An 18,632-nucleotide genomic window follows, 5' to 3' on the forward strand; every position below is an offset into this window, starting at 1 on the left:
CTCACACATTGGGTTCACTCGCCGACTCGTCGCTTGCATCCAGTCGCCTCAGAAAAACCCTGCTGCTCATGTAATACGTGAAAGGCAGGGAAAGCGCTGTCGCAAAAACGGGGGCAAGCCATTCGGGCTGTGCCAGAAGCTCCACCCACACCCTCACCAGCGCGAGGCCCAGCAAATACTGAATGGCATAAATGAGGACGACACGGACGTAAGCATGACGGACACCCTTCGCGCGAAAGACGAAGTACCTGAACATGAAGTATGAGTACGCCACCCCGAATGCAAAAGCCAGCGAGTAACTGAGCCAGTACGGCAGAAAGCCGATGAGCACCAGATAAAGGCCATAGCTGAGGACCGTGTTTCCCGCACCCGACAGCAAAAACCGGAAGACGCGCGAAAACAGGGGTTGGGCGCCTGGATCGATCATGATCCCGCGGCCACTCCCAGGGCAATGCGCCTGAACGCCTGATAATCTCGGATGTAATCGTCCGGATCATAGGGATCGGATGCAAAGACCAGCAGGACTGCACCGGGAGAATAGCGGTATTGAACGCCCCAAACCATGGGGGGGATGTACAGCCCTAGCTCCGGACGATCAAGAAGGATTTCCTCACGAGCATGCCCGTCATCGACCAACACGTGCAGAGAACCCGAAACCGCAATCAGATACTGTGCGCACCTATGGTGCGCATGCTCTCCACGCGTCTCGGCCGACGGCACATCGAACACCAGAAAATAGCGCCGTGGAACGAACGGCACATCGACCGGGAACTCACCCACCGCGAGCGCTCCACGAAGGTCCTCCACACGCTTCGCTCTTTTAAGGAAAGTCCCCCTGACCGAAGTTTCGACGGTGCATTCCTCGCCCGAACCGGGCCTGAGGATGGTTACACCCTCTTCCACCGCATTCAAATACCCCACGATGCGCGCAGGATTCCCTTCCACTCTGGCGAACGCAGGCACGGAACGGGATACGACTGCACCCGGAGCAACCACCGCTCCCTCTCCGATGGCGACCCCGGGAAGAACGGTGGCGTTCGCCCCAATGCTGGCACCATCGTGTATGACCGTGGCTAGCCCAACACCCTTCGCTGGCGCTTCTGACTTGCCATCAAGGATCACAGCCCCAATCCCAATTGATACCCCAGTCCCAAGGATCACATCGGGACCAATATAGGTCAGCGCAGCCACCTCACCATGCCCGTCCCCGGACACCTCGCCATTTCTCAAGATTCCTCTCCGCGCCACTTGCTCAGAACTTCCTCTGGATATCCCCTCGTGAAATGCGATGTCCAGGGGTAAGCAGGCCGCTCAGAGCCATCCTGCAGGCGGATCTTGCTTGTGGCACAGACGGCCTTTGCAGGAGAGCCCACATGCACCATTGCAGGCTCGGTGTCTCGCGTCACGAGCGCATGCGCGCCAACAAGTGAACCGCGCGAAACGGTCACTCCCGGCAATACGACCGACATGGTGGAGATCACCGCGTAGTCCTCCACGGTCACCCCGACCAAGTGTTCACTGGGTGGATGCGGGTCATTCGTGAGCACAACATAAGGAAATATCCAGACGAAGTCGCCGATGACACTCTTCTGACCAATGTGCACATTGCTATGGAAACGGACATAGTCACCAATTCGACAGTGCCCCTGGATGTCACCGAGCGTCCCAATCTGGAGATTTCGCCCGGCGATGGTACCTTCCCTGACCGTCACTCTGTGCCCAGTGACGAGTTCAGCTCCAAGCGTTGATCCCTCATAGAAAACGCTGTGCGAACGTATCAATGAATTGTCGCCTATGCTCAGGGGGCGGCCTCCCGAAAGGTGGTTGGCCACGCCAAGCTCGCAATGGGCGCCGATCCTGACGTCGTTCCCTATGACCACATTGTCATGGACAATCGTAAACGGGCCAATCTCAACCCTTTCTCCAATTATCGCAGTGCTCGAAACCAAGGCGGTAGGGTGAATCACGATTTCTCCTCCAGATGGCGCACATTGAATTCAGAACAACTCAAGACCACATTGAGCGGCCTCTGTTTGGTGTTCTCGTACGCCCTCCAGGCATACGAACCCACCACACCCAGTCCAAGCAGATTCAGCGCACCGAAGAATAGAATGGCCACCATGGTCATCGTGTAACCCGGTACGTCTATGGCACCGCCGAACCTTGCCAGCAGGACGGCAAGCCCCAGCACGACGGACAGCGCCACCCCGCCGGCACCTACTCGTATCAGCAACCTTATCGGGAGGTCGGAGAACGAGAACACGCTGTCCATCAAGTAATTGATGCGCTTTCGCGCCGTCCAGGACGAAACTCCATGCTCCCTGCGGCGACGAACATACGTGAGATACTTTCGCCTGAAGCCCAGCCAGAAAACTTGAGCGATCAGGGAACTATGGCTTTCCTTGAGCGCCAGCAAAGCATCCCGGAACTCCCGCGAGCAGCCAAAGATATCAACGCCACCGCGCGGCATGTCGGCGACGATGTATCGCCTGTAGAAGCCCCAGAAGATTCGGGCAGGAATCCGTACGGAAAGGGGATCCTCCCGCGCTTCACGTGTTCCGATCGCGACGTCGATCGGCTCTTCACGAAGCACTCGATCCATTTCAAGGATCAACTCAGGAGGCTCCTGCAGATCAGCAGCCATGACTGCGAAACGCTCACCGCTTGCTGCCTCGAGTCCAGCTCGCACGGCAGAAAAAGAGCCAAAATTCCTTGTGAGGAGCAGCAACTTCGATCTGAAGCCACACCCCGGGAGCGAATCGCGCAGGATCTCGAAGCAACGGTCTGGGCTTCCGTCGACGACGAACACCGCCTCCAGTTGGCCATCGAGACTTCGGCCCATTCCGGAAATGACTTCCAGCAAAGCTGGAATCGAGTCTTGATTCTTGAATACGGGAACAACAAGACTGAGCATCAAGAGCGCCCTTGCTCGCGAAAGAAGTCTTCGATGGCCTCAATGACCAGCGCCTGCGCCTCAAGGTCCAGCCCCGGATAACACGGCAAAGACAGGACCTCGTCGCAGGCTCGTTCGGTGACTGGCAACGGTTGATCACCATGGAGAGGAGCGCTTACGGCCTGCCGATGATCCGGAATTGGGTAGTGCACTTCAGCGGATATCCCCCTCTCCGCCAGGAAAGTTCGCAACTGGTCCCGAAGGTTTGAGCGGATGACGTAGAGATGCGCCACGTAGTCGGGGCCCACGCTGACGGGCAGCTCCAGCGGGAGTGCTCGAAGCCCGGCGCTGTAACGGACAGCGATCGCCCTGCGCGCCTCATTGCACGCGTCCAGCAGGGGCAGCTTGTCCAGCAGCACCGCGGCTTGGATTTCATCCAGTCTGCTGTTACGCCCCCCTTGTACGGCAACCCGGTACTTACCTTCCCAGCCATACTGCCTGAGCGCACGCAATCGAGTTGCAATCTCGTCGTCGCCCGTAGTTACCGCCCCGCCATCGCCAATTGCGCCCAAATTCTTGGTCGGATAAAAACTGAAGCAACCTACAGTCCCGAAACTGCCAGCCAACCGGTCAGCCCGCCTTGCGCCATGGGCTTGGGCACAGTCCTCGATCAAGGGAACGCCGGCACGTTTGCACAGACCGCCCACCAGCTCGACATCGGCCAACTGCCCATACAGATGAGTGATGATCACCGCCGCAGGGCGGTTCTGGAGCGCCCCTTCCACCAAGGTCGGCGCCAACGACATGGTCCGGGGATCAATGTCGACATAGCATGGAACCGCGCCGATCGCATTGATTGCGGTGCTTGAATAGTAGCCAGCATTCGCGGCTAGCACGACGCGATCTCCCGCGCGGACGCCGACCGCCCGTAGGGCCAGTTCGAGCGCATCCGTTCCATTGGCTACCGAGACGCAGTCCGATACACCGATATACTCCGCAAAAGCCTTCTCGAAGGCAGTCACCTCCTGCCCGAGTACGAACCAGTTGCTGGCCAACACGCGGGAAATCGAGCGCGACAGCAACGCTTCCGGGTTGGATGCGCCAGGAAGAAAGAAGGGAATCTTACGTTCGGCACTCATCTACAGGTCCATGATGATCGTATTCTTGATGTCGCTGAGCCGGCGTATCCCTGTCGATGGCGTGTGGATCGCGCCAGGGGGTTGAAAGCAGGCCCGCGGGGCAAGCATCATACAATGGATGCTCCTTGGAGGGCGTCCGCCGCCAGCGAACCGAAGGTTGATATCGAGAATCTCGCATCAGCCAGATACGCGAAATCGTAGCCTGACCCCTCGCTCATCTCTCAGTCGCGTCGTGCAGCGCCGCCTTCAGCCTCTCCGCCATCGCCTCCAGCGCCTCGCGCGGCGGATTCTTCACCGGCCAGGCCAGTTCCATGCCGTCCCCCTCCCAGCGCGGGAGCACATGGATGTGGAAATGGAACATGGTCTGCGCACCCGCCTTCTCGTTGGCCTGGAGCAGGGTCACACCCTGGCAGCCGGTGGCACGCTTGACCACGCGCGCCATGCGCGCGGCGGTGCGAAAAACCGCTCCAGCCAGTTCATCGTCGAGCGCATAGACGTTCGCCCGGTGCGGCTTGACGAGCACAAGCATGTGCCCCGGATTGACCGACTGGATATCCATGATCGCCAGCGTATGCGCATCCTCGTACACCTTCGCGGCAGGCAACTCACCGCGGACGATGCGGCAGAAAACACAGTTTTCATCGTGATCACTCACTGTCATGCCCAGGCAACTCCTTGTCGTTCATGGTCGTCACCCCATCGTAACGGGCACGTCAACGCGTCGCAACACAGGCTTTCGAGAATGGTCCGACCCGAACAGGACGGAAGGACACCATGCTCCAGCACATCCAGCCCCGCCAGGAAAGCCCGGCGCGCGCGCCGCGACGCCTGAACGTCAGCCTTGCAAGCTGCGAGACCGAAATCCTCGAGGCCCAGCGGCTGCGCTACCGAGTCTTCTCCGAGGAGATGGGGGCACGCCTGCCGACCCGCACACCCGGCGTCGACCGCGACATCTACGACCCCTTCTGCGAGCATCTCATCGTGCGCGACGAGGCGGCTGGACGCATCGTCGGCACCTACCGCATCCTCTCACCCTCCGCGGCGCGGCGCGTGGGCGGCTACTATTCGGAGAACGAATTCGACCTGACCCGCCTGCAGCATCTGCGCAGCCGTCTGGTCGAGATCGGGCGCTCGTGCATCGACGCGGAGTATCGCAGCGGCGCCGTGATCGCACTGCTGTGGTCCGGACTCGCCCGCTACATGCTGGAGAACGGCTACGACTACCTCATCGGCTGCGCATCGATCGCCATGGGGGACGGCGGCCACCGCGCGGCCAGCCTGTATAATCGGCTCGGCCAGGCGCATATGGCGCCGCTCGAATACCACGTGTTTCCGCGCAATCCGCTGCCGCTCGACAAGCTGCGTGGCGATCTCGAGGTCGACGCCCCCCCGCTCATCAAGGGCTACCTGCGTGCAGGCGCCTGGATCTGCGGCGCGCCCGCCTGGGACCCTGACTTCAACACCGCCGACCTGCCCATCCTGATGCCCGTCGGGCGGTTCGACGAGCGCTATGCGCGCCACTTCATGGGACGCAAGGACTGAAGACACCACTCCGATCTCCTCCCGACCACACGTCCGCGATGACCACGAACGCCTGCACAGCGCGTACCCGCTCGCCCGGCGCCATGGGCTCGGGCGAGGACGCGCGAGACCTCCGCGAAGACGCCCCGAGCGGACGGGAGGCCACCACACCTCGCCTGCTTCGCGCCTGGCGCTATACGCACCTCGCTCTGCTCCTTGCCCGGGGCGTGGCGACCGTCGCGCTGCGTTACCCCTTCTGCAGCGCAGCGCGACGCAGGGCGCTGCGCCAGCGCTGGTCCGCACGCATGCTGGAGGTTCTCGGCATCCGCCTCGAGCATCGTGGCAGCCCAATCGCCCCGGGCTGCATGCTGATCGCGAACCACATCTCCTGGGTGGATATCTTCGTGATCAACGCACTCGCGCCCGCAGCCTTCGTTTCCAAGGCCGAAGTGCGCGACTGGCCGGTGATCGGCTGGCTCGCCGCCCGCAACGACACCATCTTCCTGCGCCGCGGCAGCCGTGGTCACGCCCGCATCATCAATGCCGAAACCGCGGCGCTACTCGACACTGGCAGCAACGTGGCGATCTTCCCGGAAGGCACGACCACGGACGGCGGCACGCTGCTGCACTTCCATGCGGCGCTGCTGCAGCCGGCAATCGCCTGCGGTCATGCGGTGCAGACGCTGGCCCTGCAGTACCGCACACCCGAGGATCACTTCAGCAGCGCGCCAGCGTATATCGGCGAGATGAGCCTCGGTGCGTGTGTGGCGAACATCGTCGCCCGGCGCAAGACCCTCGCCCGCATCACGGTGGCCGAGCCGATCACCACCACGGAAGGGACCGATCGCCGCGTCCTTGCCGTCCGCGCGCGCAGCGAGATCGCCGCTGCGATCGGCGTCGAACTGCCCGACTGAGGCCGCTGGAGTGCCGCGCACGAGCGCCTTCAAATCGCCTTGGGGCGCCTTCAAACCCGCGCCAATTAGCTTCTCAGCGCTTCCGGATCAGCCAGGCACCTGGAACACGGCGCCGTCCTCGATGCGCAGGGCAGTGAGTTTGCCACCCCACACACAGCCCGAGTCGAGCGCAATCAGACCCGGCTCGCGATAAAAGCCGAGCGCCGACCAATGGCCGCACACGATGGTGTGTGTCAGGCTTGCCCGCCCGGGCACGCGGAACCACGGCATCATGCCTGGCGGCGCCTTCTGCGGCGCCCCCTTCGCACGCAAATCCATGCGCCCCTCTGCAGAGCAGAAGCGCAGCCGCGTCATCGCATTGACGATCACCCGCAGGCGATCCCAACCGCGCAAGCCGTCCGACCAGCGCTCGGGCTGGTTTCCCGCGAGATTGAGGAGAAATTCCTTTGCCCTCTTCCCCGCAAGCGCCGCCGACACCTCGCCTGCCAGGGCTTCGGCACGCGTCACCGTCCACCCCGGCAACAGACCGGCGTGCACCAGCACGTACTCGCCTTGCACACGCAGCAACGGCAGGCAGGAAAGCCAGTCGATGAGTTCCTCACGGTCGGGCGCTTCGAGCACTTGGTACAGGGTGTCATCGCCGAGGCTGCGCTTCAGGCCCGCATCGACCATCAGCAGATAGAGGTCGTGATTGCCGAGCACAATGCTTGCGGCATCGCCGAGATCGCGCAGCAGGCGCAGCACGCGCAACGAATCCGGCCCACGGTTGACGAGGTCGCCCACGATCCACAGCCGGTCTACGGCGGGATCGAACGCGATCCGGTCGAGCATGCGCTCGAGTGGCGCGTAGCAGCCCTGGATGTCTCCGATTGCGTAGGTTGCCATCTTTTCCTGTCGCAGCGGCCCGGGGCCAGCTGCGGATCGAGTTCCGATGTGTGGGGGGGCTCCCCCACGCCCAGATCAGACCCGATAGTACTCGCGGTACCAAGCCACGAACCGCCCCACCCCCTCGCGCACGCTGGTCGCCGGCGCGAAGCCGGTCCAGGCGTTGAGCGCGGCGGTGTCGGCGTAGGTCGCGGGCACATCTCCGTCCTGCAGGGGCAGGAAGTTCTTCTCCGCCGTCACCCCCAACGCCTCCTCGATCGCCGCGATGAACTCCATCAGGTCGACCGGATCATGGTTGCCGATGTTGAACACGCGATAAGGCGCGCTGCCGGTGCCAGGATCGGGCTGCATCGGGTCGAAGGCCGGGTCCGGCTCGGCAACATGATCCAGCGTGCGCAGGACGCCCTCGACGATGTCGTCCACATAGGTGAAGTCGCGCCTCATGCGGCCGTGGTTGAAGACGTCGATCGGGCGGCCTTCGAGCATCGCCTTGGTGAACAGGAAAAGCGCCATGTCCGGCCGACCCCAGGGCCCATACACGGTGAAGAAGCGCAGCCCGGTGGTGGGCAGGCCGTACAGATGACTGTAGGTGTGCGCCATCAGCTCGTTGGCCTTCTTGGTGGCTGCGTAGATGCTGACCGGATGGTCGACGCTGTCGCGTTCGGAGAAGGGCATCTTCGTGTTGCCGCCGTAGACGCTGGAGCTCGACGCGTAGACCAGGTGCTGCACCCGTGAATGCCGGCACCCTTCCAGGATGTTCATGAAGCCGACCAGATTGCTGTCCACATAGGCGTGCGGGTTTTGCAGCGAATAGCGCACCCCCGCCTGCGCCGCGAGATGAATCACGCGATCGAAGCGCTCCTCGGCAAAGAGCTTTTCCATGCCGGGGCGGTCAGCCACATCCATCTTGACGAAGCGGAAGCTGGCATGGGGCCGCAGCTTCGCCAGGCGCGCCTCCTTGAGCGTGGGGTCGTAGTAGTCGTTCAGATTGTCGAGTCCCACGACCTCATCGCCGCGGGCAAGAAGGCGCAGGGTGGTGTGCATGCCGATGAAACCGGCGGCACCGGTGACGAGGATCTTCATGAGAATGGGCGTCGCAACGGGAAAGTTGGCGGGGATTATCGCATGCACGCATCCTGTGAGCGTATTGCAGCGAGATTGCAGTCGTCCGGGCCCTGAACGGCGCCGCTGCCTTGCCAACCGGAGATGAAATCTCGGACAGGCGGCGCTTTCGTGTTCAGGGCGCCCACTGCGCAGCTTGCGTATACTGGCGCGCGTCGCGCCCTCTCCCGATCCGATGCTCAAGCGCCTGCCCTATACCCTGCTGTGGTTGCTCGCCCTGCCCTTCGTGCTGCTGCGCCTGGCATGGCGTGCGCGGCGACAGCCGGATTACCTGCGCAATCTGGGCGAACGCTTCGCATGCTACCAAATGCGCGCACCGGCCCAGGTGATCTGGGTGCATGCTGTGTCGGTCGGTGAAACCCGTGCCGCGGAACCCCTCGTGCGCGCGCTGCTCGCACGCTGGCCTGAGCACAGCATCCTGCTCACCCACATGACACCGACCGGCCGCGACACCGGCCGCAGCCTATTCGGGGACGAGCGGCGCGTGCTGTGCGCCTACCTGCCCTACGACATCGGCTTTCTTGCGCATGCCTTCCTGCGCCACTTCCGTCCAAACTTCGGCGTGATCATGGAAACCGAGTTGTGGCCCAACCTGCTCGCAGCCTGTCAGCGCCGCCGCATTCCGGTGATGCTCGCGAACGCCCGGCTGTCCGAGCGCTCGGCCCGCCGCTATGCCCGTCTCCCCGCTCTGACCGGCCTGACGCTGAAGGCGCTGGCCGCGGTCGGCGCGCAGACCGCGGCCGACGCCGCCCGGCTGAGCCAGCTGGGCGCACGACAGGTCACCATCACCGGCAACATCAAGTTCGACATCACCCCGCCCGATGCGCTGCTCGAACGCGGGCACCGCCTGCGCGCCCGCGCAGGTACACGGCCGGTCGTGCTCGCCGCCAGCACGCGCGAGGGCGAGGAAGCACCCATGCTGGAGGCCTTCCTCCGGCACGCGCCGGCCAACGCGCTGCTACTGCTGGTGCCACGTCATCCGCAACGCTTCGACGAGGTGGCGGCGCTGGTCGCGGCCCGTGGAGTCGCGCTGCAGCGGCGCAGCGCAGAAGGTGCCGTCGCAGCAGGCACACGGGTGCTGCTCGGAGACTCGATGGGAGAGATGTTCGCCTACTATGCCGCTGCCGACGTCGCGCTGATCGGCGGCAGCTGGCTGCCCTTCGGCGGTCAGAACCTGATCGAGGCGTGCGCGACCGGCACCCCGGTGGTAATCGGCCCGCACACCTTCAACTTCCAGGCCGTTGCCGAAGATGCCGTGCGCAGCGGTGCCGCGCTGCGCGCCTCGGACGCAGACGAAGGCATGCGTCAGGCCGCGGCACTGCTCGGGGATATGCCACGGCGGGAGACGATGGCGGCCGCCGGACGGGCATTCGCCACCACGCACCAAGGCGCGACGGCGCGCACGATTGCCATTCTGGAGAGTCTGCAGGCCAGCACCCTGCCGTGACAGGGCCAGAGCGGCCCGGATCAGGGAGCGAGCAGGGCGTTGATCGCCTGCACGTCCTCTTCGCCCAGCGTACCCGCTGCCGCCTTCAGGCGAAGCTGTGCGAGCAGGGTGTCGTAGCGCGCACGCGAAAGCTGCTGCAAGGTGTCGGCAAGCTGGGTCTGCGCGTTGAGCACGTCGATGTTGATGCGCACGCCGACCTCGTAGCCAAGCTTGTTGGCGTCGAGCGCCGACATGGACGAAACCCGCGCCGCCTCGAGCGCCTTGACCTGCGCCATGCCGCTGGTCACGCCCAGCCAGGACTGGCGGGCCTGCAGTGCAGCCGTGCGACGGGCATCCTCGAGATCGGCATCGGCCTTCATGCGCAGCGACGCGGCCTCGCGCGACACCGAGGAAACCCGCCCGCCCGCATAGAGTGGCACATTCAGCTGCAGCCCGATCGAAGTCGCCTCGGAGCGGTCGGTGCCCGGCTGCGGACGATTGTTGACGCCATGGCTGGCGACGATATCCACCGTCGGCAAGTGGCCGGCACGCGCACGCTCGACCTCTCGCGCAGCAATCTCGCGCGCGAGTTGCTGGGCCTGCACACCAAAACTGCCGGACTCCGCCGCTGCGACCCAGTCGGCGATGTTCTCGGGTTGCGGACGCTGCAGCGCCACGCCCTCGCGCAGGCCGGCGAGCGGCTCGGGCTGGCTGCCGATGATCTGCGCCAGGCTCTGGCGCGCGACCTCGAGCTGGTTCTGCGCGGCGATCTCCTGCGCCGAGGCGAGATCGAAGCGCGACTGCCCCTCATGCACGTCGGTAATGGTGACCGTACCAACCTCGAAGCTGGTCTTCGCCAGTTCGAGCTGCTCGGCGGCGGCGGTACGCAACTGCGTCACCGCGGCCAACGCATCCTGTGCATTGAGCACGTTGAAATAGGCTTCTGCGACCCGCAGCACGAGATCCTGGCGAGCGATACCGAACTGCGTCTCCGCGAGCGCAGTCTGCAGTTCGCCCTGCTTGTACTGCACCCAGTTCTGCCAGCGGAACAGGGGCTGGGTGAGTTGCACACCGTAGCCGTTGGTATTGTAGGTGTAGTCCCGTCCAGGGCCGGTCGCGGGGGTGATTTCGGAGTCGTTATGGGTCGTATTGGCCGACATCCCGATCTGCGGCAGCAGACCGGCACGCCCCTGCACCACCTTCTCCTGCCCGGCCTCGTACTGCGCGCGTGCTGCGGAGAACTTCGCATCGTTGGCAACCGCGTCCCGATACACCTGCATGAGGTCCGCAGCCGCGGTGCCCCCTGCAAACAGGCCTGCGACAAGAACTGCCAGGATTCGCTTCATCGTGCTCCGCTCCGCTGTTGTGCTGCGCCGCAGTCAATATTGCGGCATGTTCAGATCGACCTCGTTGGCCCAGCCGGCGACGCCGCCAGACAGATTGGCCAGATTGGAGAAGCCCTGGCGCTCGAGGAACATGCACACCTGCCAGCTGCGCCCGCCGTGATGGCAGATCACCACCGTCTCGCGCTCGCGATCGAGCTCCAGGTAGCGCGCCGGCACGCTGCCCATCGGCATCGCCACCGACCCCGGGATCTGACAGATCTGCAGTTCCCAGGCTTCTCGCACGTCGAGCAGCAAGGGTGCAGGCCGGCTTTCATCCTGCAGTCGTTCGGCAAGCTTGCGCGGAGTGATCTGCTTCATGCGTCGCTCAGAAGCTGAACGGGTCGCGCGCCGGGGCGTTACGCAGCACCGGCACCACGGTCTCGAAGATGTCCTCGGTGCGGAAGCGGCCTTCGGCCTCGCAAGTGATCAGGCGGGCCTTCATCACCGGCGCCTCCCCCACAAATGCAAACAGGCGGCCACCGACCTTGAGCTGCTCGAGCAGCGCCTGCGGCACCGAGGACAGTCCACCCGAAACGGCAATCACGTCATAAGGCGCACGCTCGGCGAAGCCATGGATGCCGTCCCCCTGCATGACCACGACGTTGCCCACACCGCTGCGCTCGAGGTTGGCGCTGGCCTGCTTGACCAGCTCCGGCTCGATCTCGATGCTGCGCACCCACTCGGCACGCGCGGCCAGCAGCGCGGCGAAATAGCCCGAACCCGAGCCGATCTCGAGCACGGAATCCGACTTCGCCGGACGCAGGGCCTGCAGCACCTTGCCTTCGATCACCGGCTTCAGCATCACCTGCCCGCAGCCGATCGGAATCTCGACGTCGGCGAAGGCCAGTTCGCGATGTTCGGCAGGCACGAACTCCTCGCGCTTGACCGTCATCAGGAGGTCGAGCACGTCCTGATCCAGCACCTCCCAGGGGCGGATCTGTTGCTCGACCATGTTGAAGCGCGCTTTCTCGAAATTCATCAGGGACTCCCGGCAGAATATTAGCACACGCTAATTGTTAGCGTTACCCGTACAGGCAAACCGCGTCATTCTAGCGCAGAAGCCGCAGCCCCATCCGCGCTGCCACCGCGCTCGACATGCGAAGGCTTTACCCGGAACCACGCGGCGTACAACGCCGGCAGGAAAAGGATGGTGAGCACGGTGGCCACCGTCAGGCCGCCCATGATCGCCACCGCCATCGGACCGAAGAAGGTGCTGCGCGACAGCGGCACCATGGCGAAGATGGCGGCGGCGGCGGTGAGCATGATGGGGCGGAAACGCCGCACCGTAGACTCCACGATCGCGTCCCAACGCGTGCGCCCCGCCTCGATGTCCTGACGGATCTGATCCACCAGGATCACCGAGTTGCGCATGATCATGCCCGACAGAGCGATGGAGCCGAGCATGGCGACGAACCCGAAGGGCTTGTTGAACGCGAGCAGGAAGGCCGTCACGCCGATCAGGCCCAGCGGCGCCGTCAGCACGACCATGAAGGTGAGCGAGAAGCTCTGCAGCTGCAGCATCAGCACCGTGAGCACGACGAGCACGAAGATTGGCATGCCGGCGCCGACCGATGTGGTGCCCTTGGCGCTCTCCTCCACAGAGCCGCCGACATCAAGCCGGTAACCGAGTGGCAAGGCGTCGCGGATGCCCTGCATCTGCCCGGCCAGCTGTCCCACCACGACGGCAGGCTGCGTGCCGCCGTAGAGCGAGGCGCGCACGGTGACGGTGGGGATGCGGTTGCGGCGCCAGATCACGCCCGGCTCGAAGTCGTGTTCCAGACGCGCGATCTGCGCCAGCGGCACACTGCGTCCGCCCGCCACCGGCAAGGCCAGATCGGACAGCTGGGACAGGTGAACGCGCTCGGATTCCGCCCCGCGCAACACCACGCCGATGGTCTCGGTGCCCTCGCGGAACTGGGTCACGGTCATGCCCTGCAGCGAGGTTGCGAGCAGGTTCGAAATGTCCTGGGTGCTCACCCCGAGCAGGCGGGCCTTGTCCTGATCAATGGCCAGGCGCACCACCTTGGACGGCTCTTCCCAGTCCAGATGCACGTTGGACAGGTGAGGATTGCCGCGCATCGCCTCGGCCACGGCGTGCGCCTGACGGCGCAGCTCGCCAAGATCCGGCCCGCTCACCCGGTACTGCACCGGGAAGCCGACCGGCGGCCCGTTCTCGAGCCGGTTGACAATGCCGCGCAAGGGCCAGGGCTCATCCTGGAACAGGCGGATCAGCTTCTCGCGCAACGCCTCCCGCTCGGCCAGCCCGGCGGTCAGGATGACGACCTGCGCGAAACTGGTCTGCGGCAACTGCTGGTCCAGCGGCAGGTAGAAGCGCGGGCTGCCGCTGCCAACCCAGGACACGTAGTTCTCGATACCGTCCTGCTCGCTCAGGAAGGCCTCCAGCCGCAGCACCGCCGCCTCGGTCGCCTGATGCGAGACGCCCTCGGCCATGCGCAGATCGACGAGCAGCTCGGGCCGGGTCGAATCCGGGAAGAACTGCTGCGGCACGAAGCGCCCGAACGCAAACAGCGATGCTGCGAAGATCGCCACCGTGAGCACGATCACCACCCAGCGCAGGCGCACGCAGGCATCGACCAGCCTGCGCAGGCGGTTATAGAAGGCGGTGTGGTAGATCGCAAACTCGTCGTGCTGCTCGTGGGCATGGAGGTCGTGCTCCGCCATGCGGCGCCCGATCGCCGGCCACAACTTGCCGACCAGGCGCGCCAGCCAGGAGGGCTTGCCTGCGCGCTTGCTGAAGTCGGGGAGCAGGTAGTAGCCGAGATAGGGCACGAAGATCACCGCCGCGATCCACGAAACCAGCAGCGCGGTCACCGTGACCTGGAAGATCGAGCGGGTGAACTCGCCCACCGATGAGGCAGCCAGCGCCACCGGCAGGAAGCCCGCCGCCGTCACCAGTGTGCCCGAGAGCATCGGCATCGCGGTCGAGGTCCAGGCGTAGCTCGCCGCCCTCACCCGGCCCCAGCCCTGCTCCATCTTGCTCGCCATCATCTCGACCGCGATGATGGCGTCGTCCACCAACAGGCCAAGCGCGATGATCAGCGCGCCGAGGGAGATCTTGTGCAGGCCGATGTCCAATAGGTGCATGAACATGAACGTGATCGCCAGCACCACCGGAATGATCACCAGCACCACCACCCCGGTGCGGAAGCCGAGCGACAGCAGGCTCACTGCCATGACGATGATCACCGCTTCGGCCAGCACCTTGACGAACTCGTTCACCGCCCGCGTGACCGCGCGTGGCTGATCGGCGACACGTTCGAGCCGGATGCCCGCCGGCAACTGGGCGTCGATCTTCTCCACCGCCTCGTCGAGGTGACGACCGAGCGCCACGATGTCACCGCCACTGCGCATCGACACGCCGATACCGAGCGCCTCCTGCCCCATGTAGCGCAGCCGCTCGCCCGGCGGGTCGGCGTACCCGCGCCGCACCTCCGCGACATCACCGAGCCGGAAGCTGCGCCCGGCGGCACGGATCACCGTATCGCGGATCGCGTCGAGATCCTCGAACTGGCCCGAGGGGCGCAGCCAGACGCGCTCCTCATCCGTCTCGAAGAAACCCGCACCCGTCTCCGCGTTCTGCTGGGCAAGCGCGCCCACGATGTCGTCCAGGCGCAGGCCGAAGGTCGCGAGCTTGGCATTGGAGATCTCGACGAACACGCGCTGCGGCTGCTCGGCGAAGAAGCTCACCTTGGCAACGTCCTTCACCCGCAGCAGCTCGCTGCGGATCGCATCGGCGTGGCGCTTCAGCTCCGCATGGCTGACGTCCTCTCCGACCAGCGCGAAGAGGTTGCCATAGGTATCACCGAACTCGTCGTTGAAGAAGGGCCCGCGCACGCCTGCTGGGAAAGTGCCGGCAATGTCGCCGATCTTCTTGCGCACCTGGTACCAGATGTCGGGCACGTCGCGCGAAAGGGTCGCGTCCTTGACGATGAAGAACACCATCGTCTCGCCCGGCTTGGAGTAGCTGCGGATGACGTCGGCCTGTGCGATTTCCTGCAGCTTCTTCTCGATCCTGTCGGTGACCTGCTCGGCCATTTCGAGCGCACTCGCCCCGGGCCACTCGGCGCGGATCACCATCACCTTGAAGGTGAACGGAGGGTCCTCGGACTGGCCCAGGCGGGCATAGGAAAACAGCCCGAGCAGGGTCGACACGATGAGGAAATACAGCACCAGAGCGCGGTGCTTGAGCCCCCACTCGGAGAGATTGAAGCGCCCGCTCCCGATCGGGCTGGGCTCGGGCAGGCTCATCGTGCAACGTCCAGCAGCACGGGCGCGCCCTCTTCCACTGCGCGCACCTGCTCGCCCTCGACCAGGGTATGCACGCCGGCCACCACCACCCTCGCCCGTGACGGCAAGCCGCCGCGAACCAGGGCGCCATCCTCGCGCCAGGCCGCAACCTCGACCGCATGCGGCGCCAGCCTGCCGTCGGTATCAACCAGCCATACGGTGGCCGCAGCATCGTCCAGCCGGGTGAGCGCTGCCAGCGGCAGCAGCAACGCATCGCCCGCCTCGGGCATGGCAAACCGCACCCCTGCCGTAGCCCCCAGCGGCAAGCCTGCATCGGCCTCAGCCAGCGCCACGCGCACCGCAAAGGTCCGGGTTGAGGCATCGGCCGCCGGCGCGATCTCGCGCACCTGTGCCGCATACTCGCGCTCGGGAGCCGCCCAGGCCCGCACCACCGCGGGCATGCCCTGGCGCAACGCGCCGGCGCGCCCCTCTGGCACATGGATGAGCACCTCACGCGCTTCCGGGCGGGCGAGACGGAACACCGGCTGCCCCGCGCCCACCACCTGCCCCGGCTCGGCCAGTACGGCCGTGATCACCCCGGCCGCGGGGGCCTCCAGGCGGGTATAGCCAGCCTGGTTGGCCGCGCCCTCGGCCTGCGCCCGCAACTGCCGCAAGCGCGCCTCGGCGGCCTGCAGCGCCGTGCGGCGCGCATCCAGCGCCGCGGGCGAAACGAACTTGCGCGCAGCCAACTCCTGCGCCCGCGCGTATTCGGCCCACGCCAGCGCCAGATCCGCCTCCGCAGCCATCGCCGCAGCGCCCGCGGCATCGGCCGCAAGGCGCGCATCCTCGGGATCGAGCAGCGCAAGCGTCGCACCTGCTGCCACCTCCGACCCCACATCGACCCTGCGCTCGACGAGCTTGCCACCGATCCGGAAGCCGACGTCGACCTCGATGCGCGCACGCACCTCGCCTGCATAGTGCTGGATAGCCTGCGGCGCCGCGGCGCCGTCTACGGTGCGCACCATGACGGCGCGGAGCGGCGGCGTTTCGGGTGCGGGCGCAGAGCAGGCGGCAAGCAAGCAGCAGCCGCCCAGAAAAATCGGGGCAAGACGGGAGCGCATCGGGGATCGATCTCTATGCAAGGCAGGCATGCCGCATGGGCACCGCGGCCGGCCTGCGCGACGAAGCGGCGTTAGTGTAACGCCGCAAAGGCCCGTTCAGCGCGACTCGAGCACGAGGCGGCCGTTATCCGGCTGGATCGGACGGCCGTTGCGCGGATAGAGTCGCGCAAAAACGTCGAGCTGGGCGTCAGAGATCCGCACCGGCGTCTTCATTACCACCCACAGCACGTCCTCCGTGCACGGCGGCGTGGGCAACGAGCCCGTGTAGAGGAAGTGCCCGGGGTCCTGCGGCACCATCGTCGCCAGGTCGATCACCGCCTCGGGCGTGAACGCACGCCCGCGGTCCAGCGGCAGGTTGGCCCACAAGGTGCGAAACAGGGGGTGCTCCTCCCCCCCAGCGGACAGCAGCACCGAGAGGATCATCTGCCGCCCGTCGGCGCTGCGATGCTCGAGATAGGCCGCCATGTCGTGCGCCATGCCACCGACCCGGTCCTGCGAGGGGCGATGCAGCGTGAAGCGCTCAAGCTCATAGCGCACGCCACGCACGATCACGCCCATGCCGTTGCCAACATCCACCTGCAGCAGGTTTCCGGTGTCGCGGATGCGGAACCCGCTGCGATGGTAGTGGAACCTGACCGGCTCCAGATCCACCGCAAGCCCGTCACGCAGGTCGATCGGCGACTGCCGCCTGCCCTCTTCGCAGACGCGCCACTCGGGCCGCAAGCGCCCCCAGTGCTCGGGCCCGGTCTCGCCTGCATAGCTCCAACCCGGCTGGCCTTCGCCCACCGCGCTAAGACGGATGGCCTGCCGCGCGAGCAGGTCGGCGATCGCATCCTGCTCTGCCGGGACGGCCGCTGCATCTCGACGCACCGCCGGCGAGCGCGGCGCCGCCAGGGCCACGTCGCGCGCACGCGCGCTGAGCGCCGGACTACCCTGACGGGACACAGCCACGGCCTTGCGCGCAGGCGCAGAAGGGGCACCTGCCGGGGGCGGCGCGGGCGGCTTGCGGGTTTCGGCCGGCGAGACCACTGAAACCGCCGTCACCGGACCCGATTCCTTCGAAGGAGTGGCCACCTGCGGCTGGGGGCGGACCGCCTGCGTGGCCGGAGGCTCGGGTGGCCGTTCCGCTTTGGCTGCGAGCGTGGGGATCGGGGGGAGGATGGATGTGCGCGGAGCACTGTCGGCAGCGGCGCCCTGCCCCCCGGGCAGGAACTTGGCAGGAATCTCCACATGGGTTTCGAAGGCAGGCACCACCTCGCCCCGGTCCGTCGGCACGGCTGCGGTTTTCAAGGCGGCCGGCGGGGTCTCGGGCGCCGCTGCGATGCTGCCTGCACGCTCGCGCCCCGCAGCGCCCGCCCCTTCCGCGACCGGCGGCTTCGCTTGCGCGGGCGCTGCAGGCTTTGCCACAGGCGCCACGGCCGTGGCGGACCCGTCCTGCCGGGCGGCAGCGGCGCTTGCAGCCTCGCTGGCGAGCTTCTGCAGGTCGGCTGCGGAGGGCGGCTCGCAAACCTCGCGCCACATCCGCTCATCGACCGAACCGCGCGCGACCTCCAGGAAAATCTGGTCCGCAACCGACTCCTCGCGCACGATGTTGTCGAAGGCATCGACATACACGCGCTTGATGGTGGTGAAGCTGCGCTTGCGACAGTCGTAGCGGTTCAGGGCCTTGATCATCGCGTACCCCGACGCGCGCGCCTCTTCGGTGGTCAGCACCACCCGTCCCCAGGAAATCTTCGTGCCCCCATCCGAGGTCAGGATGCTGCCACGGTCGATCTCGACGCGGCGATTGCGGTCGCTCAGCACGAGTTGCCAGTCGGCAGCCTGCACGGCTCCGGCAGCCTGGGCGAGCAGCAATGCGGCAAGGATCGAGCGGAAAGGTCTCATCGTCGTAGGCGGATGCGGAATGTTCATCATGCTAATCGACCTTTTCCACAAAATCTTGAGCACCTTGCCACGCCCGGGAGCATCCAGTATCGTC

The 18,632-nt window shown here is 65.5% G+C and carries 17 protein-coding genes; 3 read left to right on the top strand and 14 right to left on the bottom strand.

All coding sequences use genetic code 11. From position 1 onward, the window contains the following. Position 1: 1 nt before the first annotated feature. The 6 genes from ACNKW1_RS09095 to ACNKW1_RS09120 all read right to left on the bottom strand — a co-directional run bounded on the left by ACNKW1_RS09095 (position 2) and on the right by ACNKW1_RS09120 (position 4,693). Positions 2–427 (bottom strand): GtrA family protein, encoded by a 426-nt coding sequence (locus tag ACNKW1_RS09095; protein ID WP_418364262.1) that lies wholly within the window; start codon positions 425–427, stop codon positions 2–4. Further along, positions 424–1,230, bottom strand: coding sequence for a WxcM-like domain-containing protein (locus tag ACNKW1_RS09100; protein ID WP_418364263.1), 807 nt, complete (start codon positions 1,228–1,230; stop codon positions 424–426). The genes ACNKW1_RS09095 and ACNKW1_RS09100 overlap by 4 nt, the downstream gene beginning before the upstream one ends. Further along, positions 1,227–1,967 (bottom strand): hypothetical protein, encoded by a 741-nt coding sequence (locus ACNKW1_RS09105; protein ID WP_418364264.1) that lies wholly within the window; start codon positions 1,965–1,967, stop codon positions 1,227–1,229. Before ACNKW1_RS09105 ends, ACNKW1_RS09100 begins: the two co-directional genes overlap by 4 nt. Continuing rightward, the gene (locus ACNKW1_RS09110) at positions 1,964–2,914 is read right to left on the bottom strand and encodes a glycosyltransferase family 2 protein (RefSeq protein WP_418364265.1); all 951 of its coding nucleotides are present in this window, start codon (positions 2,912–2,914) and stop codon (positions 1,964–1,966) included. Before ACNKW1_RS09110 ends, ACNKW1_RS09105 begins: the two co-directional genes overlap by 4 nt. Continuing rightward, a complete protein-coding gene (locus ACNKW1_RS09115) occupies positions 2,914–4,032 on the bottom strand; it encodes a DegT/DnrJ/EryC1/StrS family aminotransferase (RefSeq protein ID WP_418364266.1) in 1,119 nt (372 codons plus the stop codon). Before ACNKW1_RS09115 ends, ACNKW1_RS09110 begins: the two co-directional genes overlap by 1 nt. A gap of 214 nt (positions 4,033–4,246) precedes the next feature. Continuing rightward, on the bottom strand, positions 4,247–4,693 hold the full coding sequence (locus ACNKW1_RS09120) for an HIT family protein (RefSeq protein WP_418364267.1): 447 nt from the start codon (positions 4,691–4,693) through the stop codon (positions 4,247–4,249). A gap of 113 nt (positions 4,694–4,806) precedes the next feature. Here ACNKW1_RS09120 and ACNKW1_RS09125 point away from each other — a divergent pair, with 113 nt between their 5' ends. Together ACNKW1_RS09125 and ACNKW1_RS09130 are read left to right on the top strand one after the other, a co-directional pair. Continuing rightward, on the top strand, positions 4,807–5,574 hold the full coding sequence (locus ACNKW1_RS09125; protein ID WP_418364268.1) for a GNAT family N-acetyltransferase: 768 nt from the start codon (positions 4,807–4,809) through the stop codon (positions 5,572–5,574). 38 nt (positions 5,575–5,612) lie between these two features. Further along, positions 5,613–6,467, top strand: a complete 855-nt coding sequence (locus ACNKW1_RS09130) for a lysophospholipid acyltransferase family protein (protein WP_418364269.1) — start codon at positions 5,613–5,615, stop codon at positions 6,465–6,467. Positions 6,468–6,554: 87 nt separating this feature from the next. On the opposite strand, the gene ACNKW1_RS09135 is transcribed toward ACNKW1_RS09130, so the two are convergent. Then, the gene (locus ACNKW1_RS09135) at positions 6,555–7,352 is read right to left on the bottom strand and encodes a symmetrical bis(5'-nucleosyl)-tetraphosphatase (RefSeq protein WP_418364270.1); all 798 of its coding nucleotides are present in this window, start codon (positions 7,350–7,352) and stop codon (positions 6,555–6,557) included. A 75-nt stretch (positions 7,353–7,427) separates the two neighbouring features. After that, positions 7,428–8,435 carry an NAD-dependent epimerase gene (locus tag ACNKW1_RS09140; protein ID WP_418364271.1) on the bottom strand — a complete coding sequence of 336 codons (1,008 nt, stop codon included), beginning with the start codon at positions 8,433–8,435 and terminating at the stop codon, positions 7,428–7,430. Between the two features lie 214 nt (positions 8,436–8,649). Between ACNKW1_RS09140 and waaA the strand changes: the two genes are divergently transcribed. Then, on the top strand, positions 8,650–9,921 hold the full coding sequence (waaA, locus tag ACNKW1_RS09145; protein ID WP_418364272.1) for a lipid IV(A) 3-deoxy-D-manno-octulosonic acid transferase: 1,272 nt from the start codon (positions 8,650–8,652) through the stop codon (positions 9,919–9,921). A 20-nt stretch (positions 9,922–9,941) separates the two neighbouring features. Here the strand turns inward: waaA and ACNKW1_RS09150 are convergent, their stop codons facing one another. The 6 genes from ACNKW1_RS09150 to ACNKW1_RS09175 form a co-directional block, all read right to left on the bottom strand. Continuing rightward, a complete protein-coding gene (locus ACNKW1_RS09150; protein ID WP_418364273.1) occupies positions 9,942–11,246 on the bottom strand; it encodes a TolC family outer membrane protein in 1,305 nt (434 codons plus the stop codon). 33 nt (positions 11,247–11,279) lie between these two features. Next, the gene (locus ACNKW1_RS09155) at positions 11,280–11,603 is read right to left on the bottom strand and encodes a rhodanese-like domain-containing protein (RefSeq protein ID WP_418364274.1); all 324 of its coding nucleotides are present in this window, start codon (positions 11,601–11,603) and stop codon (positions 11,280–11,282) included. 7 nt (positions 11,604–11,610) lie between these two features. Continuing rightward, the gene (locus tag ACNKW1_RS09160; RefSeq protein WP_418364275.1) at positions 11,611–12,264 is read right to left on the bottom strand and encodes a protein-L-isoaspartate O-methyltransferase family protein; all 654 of its coding nucleotides are present in this window, start codon (positions 12,262–12,264) and stop codon (positions 11,611–11,613) included. Positions 12,265–12,329: 65 nt separating this feature from the next. Continuing rightward, positions 12,330–15,554, bottom strand: coding sequence for an efflux RND transporter permease subunit (locus ACNKW1_RS09165; RefSeq protein ID WP_418364276.1), 3,225 nt, complete (start codon positions 15,552–15,554; stop codon positions 12,330–12,332). Then, positions 15,551–16,558, bottom strand: coding sequence for an efflux RND transporter periplasmic adaptor subunit (locus ACNKW1_RS09170; RefSeq protein ID WP_418364277.1), 1,008 nt, complete (start codon positions 16,556–16,558; stop codon positions 15,551–15,553). Before ACNKW1_RS09170 ends, ACNKW1_RS09165 begins: the two co-directional genes overlap by 4 nt. 192 nt (positions 16,559–16,750) lie before the next feature. Beyond that, positions 16,751–18,568 carry a surface-adhesin E family protein gene (locus ACNKW1_RS09175; RefSeq protein ID WP_418364278.1) on the bottom strand — a complete coding sequence of 606 codons (1,818 nt, stop codon included), beginning with the start codon at positions 18,566–18,568 and terminating at the stop codon, positions 16,751–16,753. Positions 18,569–18,632 lie beyond the last annotated feature (64 nt).

The sequence above is a fragment of the Thauera sp. WH-2 genome (assembly GCF_048321015.1).
Lineage (GTDB): Bacteria > Pseudomonadota > Gammaproteobacteria > Burkholderiales > Rhodocyclaceae > Thauera.

Excerpts from the sequence above, each read along its gene's own strand:
- ACNKW1_RS09095 (WP_418364262.1), bottom strand. The coding sequence starts at position 427 with ATGATCGATCCAGGCGCCCAACCCCTGTTTTCGCGCGTCTTCCGGTTT.
- ACNKW1_RS09110 (WP_418364265.1), bottom strand. The coding sequence starts at position 2,914 with ATGCTCAGTCTTGTTGTTCCCGTATTCAAGAATCAAGACTCGATTCCA.
- ACNKW1_RS09115 (WP_418364266.1), bottom strand. The coding sequence starts at position 4,032 with ATGAGTGCCGAACGTAAGATTCCCTTCTTTCTTCCTGGCGCATCCAAC.
- ACNKW1_RS09120 (WP_418364267.1), bottom strand. The coding sequence starts at position 4,693 with ATGACAGTGAGTGATCACGATGAAAACTGTGTTTTCTGCCGCATCGTC.
- ACNKW1_RS09125 (WP_418364268.1), top strand. The coding sequence starts at position 4,807 with ATGCTCCAGCACATCCAGCCCCGCCAGGAAAGCCCGGCGCGCGCGCCG.
- ACNKW1_RS09130 (WP_418364269.1), top strand. The coding sequence starts at position 5,613 with ATGACCACGAACGCCTGCACAGCGCGTACCCGCTCGCCCGGCGCCATG.
- ACNKW1_RS09135 (WP_418364270.1), bottom strand. The coding sequence starts at position 7,352 with ATGGCAACCTACGCAATCGGAGACATCCAGGGCTGCTACGCGCCACTC.
- ACNKW1_RS09140 (WP_418364271.1), bottom strand. The coding sequence starts at position 8,435 with ATGAAGATCCTCGTCACCGGTGCCGCCGGTTTCATCGGCATGCACACC.
- waaA (WP_418364272.1), top strand. The coding sequence starts at position 8,650 with ATGCTCAAGCGCCTGCCCTATACCCTGCTGTGGTTGCTCGCCCTGCCC.
- ACNKW1_RS09150 (WP_418364273.1), bottom strand. The coding sequence starts at position 11,246 with ATGAAGCGAATCCTGGCAGTTCTTGTCGCAGGCCTGTTTGCAGGGGGC.
- ACNKW1_RS09155 (WP_418364274.1), bottom strand. The coding sequence starts at position 11,603 with ATGAAGCAGATCACTCCGCGCAAGCTTGCCGAACGACTGCAGGATGAA.
- ACNKW1_RS09160 (WP_418364275.1), bottom strand. The coding sequence starts at position 12,264 with ATGAATTTCGAGAAAGCGCGCTTCAACATGGTCGAGCAACAGATCCGC.
- ACNKW1_RS09165 (WP_418364276.1), bottom strand. The coding sequence starts at position 15,554 with ATGAGCCTGCCCGAGCCCAGCCCGATCGGGAGCGGGCGCTTCAATCTC.
- ACNKW1_RS09170 (WP_418364277.1), bottom strand. The coding sequence starts at position 16,558 with ATGGTGCGCACCGTAGACGGCGCCGCGGCGCCGCAGGCTATCCAGCAC.
- ACNKW1_RS09175 (WP_418364278.1), bottom strand. The coding sequence starts at position 18,568 with ATGATGAACATTCCGCATCCGCCTACGACGATGAGACCTTTCCGCTCG.